The 13,567-nt window shown below is 34.7% G+C and carries 13 protein-coding genes; 4 read left to right on the top strand and 9 right to left on the bottom strand.

Annotated features, from left to right (window positions below):
• Positions 1-75: 75 nt before the first annotated feature.
• The 3 genes from H593_RS0114015 (at position 76) to H593_RS0114005 (ending at position 3,297) form a co-directional block, all read left to right on the top strand.
• On the top strand, positions 76-576 hold the full coding sequence (locus H593_RS0114015; protein ID WP_028873015.1) for a DUF6702 family protein: 501 nt from the start codon (positions 76-78) through the stop codon (positions 574-576).
• A gap of 21 nt (positions 577-597) precedes the next feature.
• Positions 598-2,901 (top strand): M1 family metallopeptidase, encoded by a 2,304-nt coding sequence (locus H593_RS0114010; RefSeq protein ID WP_028873014.1) that lies wholly within the window; start codon positions 598-600, stop codon positions 2,899-2,901.
• Positions 2,902-3,009: 108 nt separating this feature from the next.
• Positions 3,010-3,297, top strand: coding sequence for a Sec-independent protein translocase subunit TatA/TatB (locus H593_RS0114005; RefSeq protein WP_028873013.1), 288 nt, complete (start codon positions 3,010-3,012; stop codon positions 3,295-3,297).
• Between the two features lie 25 nt (positions 3,298-3,322).
• Here the strand turns inward: H593_RS0114005 and H593_RS0114000 are convergent, their stop codons facing one another.
• The 9 genes from H593_RS0114000 to H593_RS0113960 form a co-directional block, all read right to left on the bottom strand.
• Positions 3,323-3,964, bottom strand: a complete 642-nt coding sequence (locus H593_RS0114000) for an O-methyltransferase (RefSeq protein WP_028873012.1) — start codon at positions 3,962-3,964, stop codon at positions 3,323-3,325.
• Positions 3,964-5,049, bottom strand: coding sequence for an amidohydrolase family protein (locus H593_RS0113995; protein WP_028873011.1), 1,086 nt, complete (start codon positions 5,047-5,049; stop codon positions 3,964-3,966). Before H593_RS0113995 ends, H593_RS0114000 begins: the two co-directional genes overlap by 1 nt.
• Before the next feature lie 87 nt (positions 5,050-5,136).
• The gene (locus tag H593_RS0113990) at positions 5,137-5,670 is read right to left on the bottom strand and encodes a 3-hydroxyanthranilate 3,4-dioxygenase (protein ID WP_028873010.1); all 534 of its coding nucleotides are present in this window, start codon (positions 5,668-5,670) and stop codon (positions 5,137-5,139) included.
• 204 nt (positions 5,671-5,874) lie between these two features.
• Positions 5,875-6,657: an SDR family oxidoreductase gene (locus tag H593_RS0113985; protein WP_028873009.1), complete on the bottom strand. Its 783-nt coding sequence runs from the start codon at positions 6,655-6,657 to the stop codon at positions 5,875-5,877.
• Between the two features lie 239 nt (positions 6,658-6,896).
• The gene (locus H593_RS0113980) at positions 6,897-8,339 is read right to left on the bottom strand and encodes an aldehyde dehydrogenase (protein WP_051229751.1); all 1,443 of its coding nucleotides are present in this window, start codon (positions 8,337-8,339) and stop codon (positions 6,897-6,899) included.
• 67 nt (positions 8,340-8,406) lie between these two features.
• Entirely contained in the window at positions 8,407-8,838 is a 432-nt protein-coding gene (locus H593_RS0113975; protein ID WP_051229750.1) for a RidA family protein, read from the bottom strand.
• A 356-nt stretch (positions 8,839-9,194) separates the two neighbouring features.
• Entirely contained in the window at positions 9,195-10,595 is a 1,401-nt protein-coding gene (locus H593_RS0113970; protein WP_028873006.1) for an FAD-dependent oxidoreductase, read from the bottom strand.
• Positions 10,596-10,853: 258 nt separating this feature from the next.
• A complete protein-coding gene (gene kynU, locus H593_RS0113965) occupies positions 10,854-12,119 on the bottom strand; it encodes a kynureninase (protein WP_028873005.1) in 1,266 nt (421 codons plus the stop codon).
• A 416-nt stretch (positions 12,120-12,535) separates the two neighbouring features.
• Positions 12,536-13,195: a hypothetical protein gene (locus H593_RS0113960; protein WP_245585059.1), complete on the bottom strand. Its 660-nt coding sequence runs from the start codon at positions 13,193-13,195 to the stop codon at positions 12,536-12,538.
• Between the two features lie 143 nt (positions 13,196-13,338).
• Here H593_RS0113960 and H593_RS19330 point away from each other — a divergent pair.
• Positions 13,339-13,567 (top strand): helix-turn-helix domain-containing protein (locus tag H593_RS19330; RefSeq protein WP_037052471.1); only part of this gene is annotated, 229 nt, incomplete at its 3' end.

Genomic DNA, 13,567 nt, shown 5'->3' with positions numbered 1-13,567 from the left:
GACTTAGGATTTATTAACACTTTTTAAGAATAAAAATTTTTATAAAATTGCTACATTTACATCTTATTGATTGATATGAATTCTTTAAAGGTCGTTTTATTAGCTATTATTTTCCCCTTTTTTTTATCTGCCGTTCATAAATATTACGTGAGTGTGACACAGATAGAATATGTGAAAGAGCAAAAATCTCTTCAGATAATTACAAGAATAGATGTTGATGATCTAGAACTTACTTTACAAGAGCGCTTTGATAAGACTATCAATTTGACAACGATGGATGAAAAATCGACCGTGGATGAATATATCAAAAAGTATTTAAAGCAAAAGTTCGAAATTAAAATTAATACTAAAGAAGTTATCTTAACTTTTGTAGGTAAGGACTATGAAAACGATCAAGTTATATGTTATTTGGAAATTGAAAATGTTGAGGGCATAAATACTATTGAAATAAGCAATACCGTTCTTTTTGATTTATTTCCGAAACAAAAAAACATCGTCAAATCAAAAATAAATTCTAAAGTAAACAACTTAATATTTACCAAAGAAGATACAAATCAATACTTAAATTTTAAATAAATCAACCTTTTAATAATTCCTATGAGAGTACTAAAATTCCTTTGTTTGTCAATTGCCTTTATCTCATTAAATGCGATGGCTCAAGATCAAAATCAAGAAGAAGCGCGAAAACCTGGTCATACCAACCAGAATAAGTTCAAGCAACTTTATGACGAATTTGCGACACCAAATATGTTTAGAACAGGCTCCGGAGCACCAGGTCCAGCCTATTATCAACAACAAGCAGACTATAAAATAGATTTAGAAATCAATGACGAAACTGCGGTATTAAGTGGCAATGAAACTATTACCTATACGAATAATTCACCAGATGAATTGACATATCTATGGATTCAATTAGATCAAAATGTGAGATCAAAAGATTCACCTTCTAATGATATTAATTCAAGTAATGTGACACCAGCATTATCTGCATCTAGATTTGCTTCATCTTACATGAGTGAAAGTTTTGATGGAGGTTTCAACATAGAAAGTGTTACCAGTACAGGTGGTAAAGCATTAACTCACATGATCAATCAAACGATGATGCGTGTTGAACTGCCTACAGCTATGAAAACGGGAGATAAATACTCTTTTAATATCAAATGGTGGTACCAGATAAACAATCATGTTACAGATGGTGGACGTTCTGGTTACGAATTATTTCCTGATGGAAACAGAAACTATGTGATTGCCCAGTTCTATCCAAGAATGGCAGTATACAATGACGTAGAAGGATGGCAAAACTCACAGTTTTGGGGACGCGATGAATTTGCATTACCATTCGGTAATTTTGAAGTAAACATTACTGTTCCTGCTGATCACCTTTTAGATGGTACAGGAAAGTTAATGAACAGAGAAGATTTGTTTTCTAGCGATATGATGAAGCGTTATGAAAAAGCAAAAAAATCATATAATGAGCCTGTAGTAATCTCAACACAAGATGAAGCAGAAGCTAGAGAAAAAGGACGTTCTAAAAAGAAAAATACATGGACGCTTTATGCAGAGAATGTAAGAGATTTTGGATTTGCTACCTCTAGAAAATATATATGGGATATGATGGCTGTTAAGCTAGGAGACAGAGATGTAATGGCTGTGTCCTTATATTCTAAAGAAGGAAATCCATTATGGGAACAATGGTCTACAAAAGCAGTTGCGAGTACATTGAAATCATACTCTCGCATGACATTTGATTATCCTTACCATAAAGCGATATCTGTGCACGCAAAACGTCAAGGAATGGAGTATCCAATGATTTGTTGGAACTATGGAAGACCAGACGAAAACGGAAAGTATGACGATCGTACTAAATACGGTATGATGAGTGTTATTATTCACGAAGTTGGGCACAACTTCTTCCCAATGATCGTGAATAGTGATGAGCGTCAATGGACATGGATGGATGAGGGTTTAAATACGTTTATGCAGTATGTTGCAGAGCAAGATTTTGGAGAGTGGTATCCAAAAGCATTGTCATCTGGAGATGCAGCATATCCATCACGTCGTGGACCAGCTAAAAATATCACAGGTTATATGGGCGGAAACCAAGATTATATTGCGCCAATAATGACTAAAGGTTTAAATACATACCAATTTGGTAATAATGCCTACGGAAAACCAGCTACTTCTTTAAATATATTGAGAGAAACAGTGATGGGACGTGAGTTATTTGATTATGCGTTTAAAGAATATACACACCGTTGGATGTTTAAACACCCAACACCAGAAGATTTTTTCCGTACGATGGAAGATGCTTCAGCGTTTGATTTAGATTGGTACTGGAGAGGATGGTTTTATTCTACAGATTGGGTAGATATTGGATTAAAAGAGGTTAAAAAATATTATGTGTCATCAGAACCAAATCAGTATGCTAAAAACTATGCTCAAAGTAGAAATCTAAATTTAGATGAACTCAAATTGGTATACCTAGTTGAAGAGGATAGCGACGAATTTGATGAGCGTTTGCGTAAAGGAACATCTGCAGATAATTCTCCAAGCTTAAAGGAGTATATGATGGATAATTTTACTGCGGAAGAACGCAAAACAATCAAGCAGCCTAAGTATTTTTATGATATTACATTTGAAAAGCCGGGTGGATTAGTAATGCCAATAATCGTTGAGTTTACATATGCAGATGGTACGACTAAAACAGAAACTTATCCTGCTCAAATTTGGAGACTTAATGATAATGAAGTAAGTAAAGCGATCGCTTCAGAAAAGGAAATAGTATCTATAAAATTAGATCCTAAACTAGAAACTGCAGATATTGATACCTCTAATAACTCTTGGCCTAAAGAAGTTAAAGATAGTGATTTCGATAAATTTAAAAATAAAGTAAAGGGGTAGTATACGCTCTAATGCCAGACACAAAAGAGCCGGTAGAAATATCGGCTCTTTTTATTATAAAAAAGAAAATATATTCACTTATAGTAAACATCTCATTATATTTGCATCGTGATACAACTAGCAACATTTTTATTCATTGGAGCACCAGAGGTAATATTTATACTTCTAATTTTAGTTATGGTATTTGGAGCAGATAAAATCCCAGAGATTGCTCGTGGTATGGGTAAAGGTATGCGTATGCTAAGAGATGCTACGACTGATATCAAGTCTGAAATTACAAAAAGTGTCGACAAGCAAGGTATAGACACCAATGTTACCAAAAATATTACAGAGGAAATTAAGAAAGTAAAAGACGATCTAGAAGACTTTACGGGTTCTGTGAAAAGAAAGCTTTAATCATAGTTCTTAAACCTAACCCGCTTTATATTTTTCTGCTAATTGTAAGACCATCTCTTATTGGCAGAAGAACTGTTTCAATTCGTTTATCATTTTTTAAGAGTGTATTAAATTCTACTACTGCTTTTGTTGAGTTGTCTTTCTCGTTTATTGGTTCAATGACTTTTCCATGCCATAATACATTGTCTGATAAAATAATGCCACCTGAGTTTAATTTATCAATTATTAAATTAAAATAGTTGACATAATTAGGTTTATCGGCATCAATAAATACTAAATCAAAAGTTTTGTCTAGAGTAGGTATGATATCTAAAGCACTACCTAAATGCTGAAATATTTGTTTGCCATAATTAGACTTATTGAAATATTTGCGTTGAAAATCAACCAATTCTTCATTCACATCAATAGTGTCAATTTCTCCTTCGTCTTGTAATCCTTCTGCTAGGCATAAGGTTGCATAACCCGTAAATGTGCCTAATTCTAATATCGTTTTAGGGCGTATTAACTTAGAAATCATACTCAATACACGACCTTGATAAGGTCCGCTGAGCATGATAGGTTGTAATATTTTTTGATACGTTTCTCTAGTGAGTTGTTGCAGTAATTCTGGTTCTTCTTCAGAATGAAAAACGATATAGTCATCTAACTTTTCAGGTAAAAAATACATTATCCTAAAATACGTTTAACTAATTTATCTTTAGATGCCTGGTTGTCACCGCATAGCCATTGTATTACATTGTCTTCCCAAATGGCATCTCGCTCAACCTCTGTGATGATTTTACGTTCAATGGCTAAATCTAAAATTTTACCAGGATAAGAAGACTGTTTTTCGCTTTCCATTTCTCCTAATGGATAAGGGTCATCGAGTCCCATCAATACTTGTTTTGAGCCTTGGTTTCTTATAAGTAATTCTAAGCCGCCAGTATCGTGAACTAAAGTGTCAAAAAATATGTTTCTATGGCCTACTGCTTTTCTTGGGTGGCTTTTGCCTTCAAATAAATCAGGCCTGCCATCAAAACCTTGAATGCGTCGTCCTAAATTTATTTGTGCTAGCTGTCCACCGTGAGCAAAGCAGGTACGCATATTTGGAAACTTATCTTGATAACCATTTAAAGTTAAAAAGTGATAGGCGTCAGCACATTGTGCTAGCATCCAAATTAAATGAAAACGCCAGGATGTATTTTCTAATTTAATGAATTTTTCACCATCATAAGGATGAATCTCTACTGCTAAATTATACTTATTGGCTAATTCAAATATCGGTTCATTTTCTGCATCAAAAATACAACGCCACGTTCCAATAGTATCCATATAATGCGTCGGTAAACATAGAAGTTGCATCCCTAATTCTTCAACGCATCTTTCCATTTCCCAACAAGCGCCTCTCACGAAGCCAGGATGTACTACAAAGCCACAAGTAAACTTGCTTGGGTTTTCTCGTTGCACTTTTGCATTAAAATCATTTTGAAAACGTAAAGCTTGCTTCATTTCTTCAACTCGCAAACCGTTTCCGTAGAGTTGAGATAAATTGAGCACAACAGCATGATCAATTTTGTATTTTTCCATCCATTCCAATTTTTCATTTAAGAAGAAACTGGAATCTGTAATAGGACGATTCCAATCTTTTTGAAGCATGAATTTTCGATCTTTATCAACCCAGAATATCCCTTTATCTTGCATGAATTGAGGGATTTCCTCAGGATAAGGAAGTAAGTGGGAATGACCGTTAATTCTTAGTTTGCGTTTGCTCATTTCTTATCATTCCCGCTAAAGCCGGAATCTGTTTTAGGTTATTTTTTTCTTGCATCATGGATTCCTACTTATGTAGAAATGACAATACTAATCGATCTTTATTTTCGTTGGAGGTTGCATAATTTCGCCACAGTTGGGACAACTACGTTTGTCTTTGTCACTGTAATAATTGTCAAATATTTTAGGCATATCTGTTTCAATATTTTCTACAGTAAAATCCTCTTCGTACAGTTTAGTCGTGCAACTTTCACAAAACCATAATAGCGCATCTTGTACTCCTTTGTCTCTTGGGTATTCAATAACTAAACCAACAGTATTTGCACCACGTTGTGGCGAATGTGGAACTTTAGGAGGTAGTAAAAATATATCCCCTTCTCGTATATGGATGTCTTTTGGTACACCTTCGTCAATGACTTTCAAAATAATATCTCCTTCCACTTGATAGAAAAATTCGGGTGTTTCATTATAGTGATAATCTTTTCTATTATTTGGTCCACCAACGACCATAATTATAAAATCACCGTCTTTCCAGACTACTTTATTGCCAACAGGTGGCTTTAATAAATGGCGATTTTCTTCAATCCAAGCTTTGAAATTTATTGGCGGAAATAATTTGCTCATAATTTTACATTTTTGGCGTTTCTCTATTACGCTAAGGCGACATAGAGTTTGGCTTTCAAGGCTTACTCTCTGCGAGGAGCTCAAACACACCTTTTAAACCTTTAGGTTCACTAACTCAATATGCTAAAATATTAAGTTGTAAGTAATCCCTAACACAGATTCATCTATTCAATAAAATTAGTAATAATAAATGGATTTTTTGACTTATAATGACTTTGTTCTTCCGCCATCAACTGGAAGGTTAATGCCATTTATATATCCAGCACGTTCACTAGCTAAAAATGTAATGGCATCTGCTAACTCTTGAGGTCTTGCAAATCGTTTTGCAGGCACAGCATTTTTCATAGCATTTGCTGCTTCTTCTTCAGTATTACCAGTTTTTGCCGATTTGTTTTTTATGATTTCAGTTAATCGTTCTGTTCCAGTAGCTCCAGGAAGCACATTGTTTACAGTAATTCCATATTGTCCTAATTCGTTAGCTAAGGTCTTACTCCAATTTGCTACAGCGCCACGAATAGTGTTACTCACACCTAAACCGTCTAATGGTTGCTTCACAGATGTTGAAATCACATTAATTATACGACCATAACCTTTACTTTTCATAAACGGAACAACGGCTTGAGCTAATACATGGTTACATTTTAAATGCTGTGTAAAAGCACTTTCAAATTCATCGATTTCCGCAGAAAAAACGGGTCCACCTTTTGGTCCTCCTGTATTATTAACCAATATATGAAACCCATGATTTTGATTCACATAAGCATCCACTTTTGCTTTCAATTCTATAGGGTTTGAAAAGTCTGCGACAATATAATCGTGATTCCTATGTTGGGGTAATTCTGCTAAAGTTACTTTTAGTTTGTCTTCGTTTCTCGCTATTAAGGTTATTTGAACACCTTCTGCTGCTAATGCCATTGCTGTTGCTTTTCCAATTCCTGCGGTACTTCCGCAGACTAATGCATACTTGTTATTGAGTTGTAAATCCATATTTTTTATTACTGCTAAGGCAGGAATCTTTTTTAATTAATAGTTTTTATTATTGACCCTTCAGTTTTCAATTTCCTTACTGAAATTGAACTCACGTTCCTTTGATCAAAGGGACGTGATTTATGTCGTGTTAATATTTTAAATTGTATGCTGCACTCTCAAATTATTTTCAACACAACAAATTACAATAAGAGTCTTTTTCGTTTGAGTGTCTTCCCCACGGGAAGAGTCAGATGGGATCAATACTTTATGCAAACATTCTTGGCCTCAGTAAAAAAACGTAATGCTTCAAACCCACCTTCACGACCAACACCACTTGCTTTTACACCACCAAAGGGTGTGCGTAAATCTCGCAACATCCAAGTATTGACCCAAACAATTCCTGCTTGTAATTGGTTGGTCAAATGCATAGTTCGTTTTAAATTGTTAGTCCATAGGGTTGCTGAAAGTCCGTATTTTACTTTGTTTGCCATTTTTAAAACGTCGTCTTCGTTCTGAAAGGGCATCATAGTAACGACTGGTCCAAAAATTTCTTCCTGGTTAACTCTGCAGTCATTGCTTTGTACTTCTATAACCGTTGGTTCTAAGTAATATCCGTTTTCATAACCTTTTACTTTGACTTCATTGCCACCACATAAAACGATTCCGTTTTCGTCTTTTGCGATTTGAATGTATTCTTTTACTTTGTCTAAATGTGATTTAGAGACTAATGCTCCAATATTGGTATCACTTTCTGACGGATGTCCTACTTTTAAAGCTTTTACTTTCTTGATAAAATCTGTTTTAAATTTTTCATAGATAGAGGCTTCTATAAAAATCCGACTTCCGCAGAGACAAATCTGACCTTGATTAGCAAATGATGAACGAACCGTAGTACTGAGCATCTCTTCATAATCGCAATCTGCAAAAATGATGTTTGGGTTTTTTCCGCCCAATTCAAGAGATAGTTTTTTAAACATAGGTGCCGCTACTCTTGCGATATGAGCTCCTGTTGTAGTGCCTCCTGTAAATGAAATAGCTTTAATATCTGGGTGCTCTACAATCGCTTGACCTGTTGATTCTCCAAGACCATGAACAATATTTAAAACGCCTTTAGGTAAACCAGCTTCATTACAGATGTCTCCTAATAGAAAAGCGGTTAGTGGCGTGACTTCACTTGGTTTTGCCACGACGCAATTTCCTGCAGCCAATGCAGGAGCGATTTTCCATGTAAATAAATAGAGGGGAAGATTCCATGGTGAAATGCATCCTACAACTCCTATGGGTTGACGTAAGGTATAATTGACGGCTTGCTGGCCAATGCTTTCATGGCTTTCGCTAGCAAATTGAGTGATCGCATTTCCGAAGAATCTAAAATTACTTGCTGCTCTGGGAATATCGACAGCTTTTGCTAAAGACACAGGTTTTCCATTGTCTTTACTTTCAGCCTCTGCAAAACGTTGAAGATTGGTTTCTAGTAATTCTGAAATTTTAATAAGAATCCTACTGCGTTCTTCTAGACTGGTTTGTGACCAACTAGGAAATGCAGATTTTGCTGCGATATAGGCGTTTTCAACGTCTTCTTTTGTGGAGTCTGGTAATTGTCCGTAAATCTCACCATTTGATGGATTGTAGTTGTCTATCCAATTGCCTTTAATTGGGTTTTGGAAATCTCCGTTGATGTAGTTTTTTATTGTGGTCACGAATACTTGAGTTTACGTTTAAAAGTCCTTACGGATTTTGAAGCTGGTGAGGATTTAACAGTTGTCATTACTTCTTATAAGCCATCACTTTAATTTCTATTACCAAATCTGGATGTGGTAACTGGTGAACAGCTACGGTAGTTCTTGTTGGTCCAGTTGCTTTATCAAAGAATTCTCCATAGGCTTTGTTGTAGCCTGCAAAATCATTCATGTTGACTAAAAATGATGTGACATCAACAACATCTTTAAGTGATGCTCCTACTTTGGCTAAATTGTTTTCAATATTTTTTAGAACTTCTCGTGTTTGAACTTCTGCGTTTAAGCGTTTGGTTCCCATTTCGTCTATAATGTCAACACCCGCGATGGTGTTGTCTGGTCTACGTGAGCTGGTTCCAGAAACGAAAATGAAATCGCCAACTTGTTTTACATGTGGATATGCTCCTCTTGGCGTTACTACAGTTCCTGCGGAAGCAGGAATTTCATTGTTTTTATCACTCATGTTATACTTTTATCTGTCATTGCTAGTCTTTTTTTATTTTAAAAAAGCGTGGCAATCTGTTTGTTGAGTTGTCTATTTTATTTCTTCTCTAATTTTTGTTACGTTCATTTTGTTTTGTTGCAAACTGCGCACCACATCATGAGGTTCGCAAAAATAAAAATGGACGAATAAACGGAACTAAAAAATCATTTTGAAGTTAGGAAATTCCTGTGGAACATTCGCTTTCAGAATTACGTGCTTAAAGCTTCGCTTTGCATCTCCATTCTTTCTCCATTTCAATATTCCGACTGTGTCGCAAAGTGGGACATGAACTTTTACTATTTTTAGTTCTTCTTACTGTTACTTTTTGCTAATTGTTAACGTAATCCAGCAACTTTATGATCATCTAAAATGGCCTCAGTTTCTATTTTCACCTTGTCTAAAATATCTTTAATATCATCTGAAGCTGAAATTACTCCATCAGCTAACATTTTTAATATGGCTTTGTCTTGCGCTCGTCCTTTCAACATAGCTTCTCGATAACCTATGTTTTCATTAAAGGTAACTAAACTATATTTTGATGAATAGTCTTCAGGAAATTCTTTTTCTAAAGCCATTTCAATTTTTCGTTTTTCTTGAAATATAGCCTGACCAACATGGTCTTTCATTTCATGAAAATTATCAATTGCTAAGTCTGCAATAGCATCTGTATCTTTCTTTCTCGTTTTTTCATAGGCTGTGAAAATTGTTTCCCAATCTGCATCTTTATTCGCCTCCAAAACTTGATCAAATTCTACAACATCTTCAAAAGATGCATTCATCCCTTGTCCGTAAAACGGAACAATAGCGTGAGCAGAGTCTCCCATTAATAAGGTGTTTCCTTTATAATGCCAAGGCGAACACTTTACAGTTCCTAAGGGAGCTGTTGGGTTTTCAAAGAAATCTTTAACTAGATTTGGCATCAATTCTAAAGCATCTGGGAATTCTTTCTGAAAGAATTCGGTGACAATTTCTGGAGTCGTTAGATTGTTGAAATTGTATTCACCTTCAGCATAACTCAAAAATAAGGTAACGGTAAAGCTACCATCTAGGTTAGGAAGCGCAATGACCATAAAATCGCCTCTAGGCCAAATGTGTAATGCATTTTTATAGGTTTTGTAATCTCCAGTTTCCGAAGGAAGAATAGACAATTCCTTGTAGCCATGTGTGAGATAATTTTGTGAGAAACTAAATAAGAATTTACGTTCTAGATAGTAGCTTTTTCGCAAAGCAGACCCTGCACCATCAGTAGCAATAATGCAATCGGCATCTTCTATGAATTCTTCTTTGGTTATATAATCTTGAAAATGTGCTGTTGTATTTTCAAAATCTACAGAATTACATTTTTTATTAAAGTGAATGGCGACATTATCGTATTTTTCGGCTTCAGTCAATAACAAACTATTGAGTTTTTCTCTAGAAATCGAATTGATGTATTCATAATCACGACCGCTATAGTTTGAAAGAAACGTATTGCTTTCTTTGTCATGAAGCATTCTTCCATTCATGGGAATACACAACTCTTTGACTTGATCTTCTAAACCAACTAATTTTATAGCTTTATTACCACGGTCTGAAAAGGCTAAGTTTATTGAGCGTCCTGCTGAAATATCTGTTTTACGTAAATCGGTACGCATTTCATATACAGTGACATTATAACCTCTTTGGCCTAGTCTTAATGCGAGTAGGCTTCCGCAGAGTCCTGCGCCAATTACTAATATGTTTTGTTGTTTTTTCATTTGCTTTTTTTCTTTTTTATGTTTTCTCGTTCATTCTGCCTGGATGCAAAACGAACCAAAAGATCATTTTGAAGTCAGGAATTTTTGCAGAAAATTCACTTTTAGAATTACCTGCTTAAAGTTTCGCTTTGCATCTCCATTCTTTCACTCATTATTGCTGTATTTCAATATTCTGGCGGTGTCGGAGATTGAGACTTGAACTTTTGCTAAGTTTTATTTTTATCCCAATGTTGTTTTTTATTTTCGTTTACTACTTACTTAAATAACTGTTTTCAATCGCTCAATAAATCCATAGACATCCATAAATGAATTATAGAGTGGGACAGGAGCGCATCTAATGACATCTGGTTCTCTCCAATCTGTTATAATTCCTGCCTGAGTGAGTTTATCATGCAAATCTTTGTCTGCGTTTTTAACTTGTATTGAGAGTTGACATCCACGTTGGTCTGGATCGTTTGGTGTTATGATTTTAATATTAGAATTATTTAATTCATTCAATAAAAACTCAAAGTAGCCTGTTAATTGTTTGGATTTTTCACAAAGCTTATCAAATCCTGCTTTTTCAAATACATCTAACGACGCTCGAATTGCTGCCATTGATAGTATTGGTGGATTGCTGAGTTGCCATCCTTCTGCTCCTGGTAATTGATCAAAGTCGTCACGCATTCTAAAACGTGTTTGTTTGTTATGGGACCACCATCCCGTAAAACGGTTAAGCTCTTTATTATGTGCATGGCGTTCATGCACAAAAGCCCCAGATAAACTTCCTGGTCCTGAATTTAAATATTTATAACTACACCAAACTGCAAAATCTGCGCCACTATCGTGAAGTTCTAATTTTACATTTCCGGCACCATGCGCACAATCAAAACCAACAACGCACCCATGAGAATGACCAAGTTTTGCAATACGTTTTAAATCAAAAAACTGTCCTGTGTAATAGTTAACACCACCAATCATAACAAGTGCAATCTCATCACCGTGCTCTTTTAGGATATTTTCTAAATCTTCATAATTAGCTAATTCTTCACCTTTACGAGCTTTCCAAAGGATTAATCCTTCTTTATCATCATATCCATGATGACGTAATTGAGATTCTACAGCGTATTTATCACTTGGAAAAGCATCTGCTTCTATAAGGATTTTATAGCGTTTAGGTGTTGGTTTGTAAAAGCTCACCATCATGAAATGAAGATTTGCTGTTAAAGAATTCATGACAACCACTTCCAATGGTTTTGCACCGACAATATCAGCCATGATTTTGGTTAAAAACTCATGGTAATTCAACCAAGGGTTTTTACCATGGGTATGGCCATCTACTCCAAGCTTTGCCCAGTCTTCTAATTCTTGATTTATATAACCTTTCGTGATTTTAGGTTGCAGACCTAAAGAGTTTCCTGTCATATATATGAGTTCGTTTCCTTCTGCATCTTTAGGTATATGAAATTGAGATCTATACGTTGAAAGCTCGTCATTATGGTCTAGTTGTTCTGCAAATTCACGACCTAATTTATAGTTGGACAATGTCTTGTGGTTTTAATTGATGTATTCACTATTATTTCTTTTTTAAAATAACTGAAATAAAATATCTTTTTTTTATACTTAAATAGAAAAAGAAACCACAACGAAGGCTATGCTTTATATTTAAATCCTGTTTTATTAAAAAAATTTAATTTTTGTAATGGTAATTTTAAATACTCTAAAATTTAGAATATGTGTATAAAAATAAGGATTATTAATGAGGAATTAAAGCGATGAAAGCTCGATTTTTTATGAATAAACAGAAAAAAATAAAGCGCTTCAACTAAGTAGATGAAGCGCTTTGAATATATAGAGACGCATAGTGCGGAATATTTATATATTACATATACGTCTTCAGGTCTATAGTTGGATGTTGTAATTACAAAAAACAGCTAACTTTAAAGTTTATTTTGTATAATCTATCTTATCGTAATATCAGTAAAATAAAGTTTCCAGTTGCCTTCCGATTTGACATGGTCTTTTGCAATTTTAATTCCGTTAAATTCTGAGTAATTTTCAAAAGAGGTAATCATTGATGGTTCTACGGAATTACCTTTTCTAAATACCCACTCTTTTATGAGATACTCATCATCAAAATAAAAGTCATAGGCGTCACCTGGTGTATAACCCCCTTCATTAGAGTATGTTATTGTGATTTTGTTGAGTTTGGTTTTGCTCATTGGAGCTGTTTCTTTGGTGGATTTCGAAATAGTGGTTCCTTGATCCCATACAAGTTGAAATGGTGATAGTAACCAATATTTATCATTGACAAATGCTCTATCGGCATCTAGTGATAAACTATCAAGAGATTTTCTATTATAGTTTGTGTCTCCTTCATTTGAAAGTAAACCAACGTTGTCAGTTTTTGGGCTCCACGTCCAAGAGCGTTCAAAATGGCTATCACCTCTATCAACATTAAATGTAAATTGTATTTCGTTGACATTTTTCCAGTTATCAATGCCATAAGCTTGTGCAATCTTTTCGGCCACTGTTAATTCCTTTTGTTCTTCGGAAATCATTTCAGGTGTCGTATTTTCCTCTTTTGTTTCAGCTTTACATGATACTAGAAGGCTAATCATACATAAAATGGTAAGAAATCGTGTCATTTGTTTTTTAGCAAAGGTATGAAAGTCTAAGTTCAAGTTATAAGTGCAACACGAATATTTAAAATAGATGGGGCTAGCCCCATCTATTTTAGGCTCAATATTTATATTCGTTTTGAATGAAACATTATAAACAATTGACCTTGTCACAAAGGTATCAAATCTCTGCATTATTAGAGACAGGAATTACTATTACACAAATAGCAATAATTATTGGTGTCAATAAAAGTACAGTATCAAGAGAGTTAAAAAGAAACACGCCAAGTAGAGGAAGTACAGCTGGTAGTTATATTCCAGAACACGCTCAACAGAAGGCAATTAATAGACATTGTTTGAAACCCAAGCCTA

The sequence above is a fragment of the Psychroserpens burtonensis DSM 12212 genome (assembly GCF_000425305.1).
Classification (GTDB): Bacteria; Bacteroidota; Bacteroidia; order Flavobacteriales; family Flavobacteriaceae; genus Psychroserpens; species Psychroserpens burtonensis.
The sequence above is the reverse complement of the archived record's forward strand: the minus strand, read 5'-3'. Positions and strand labels throughout refer to the sequence as shown.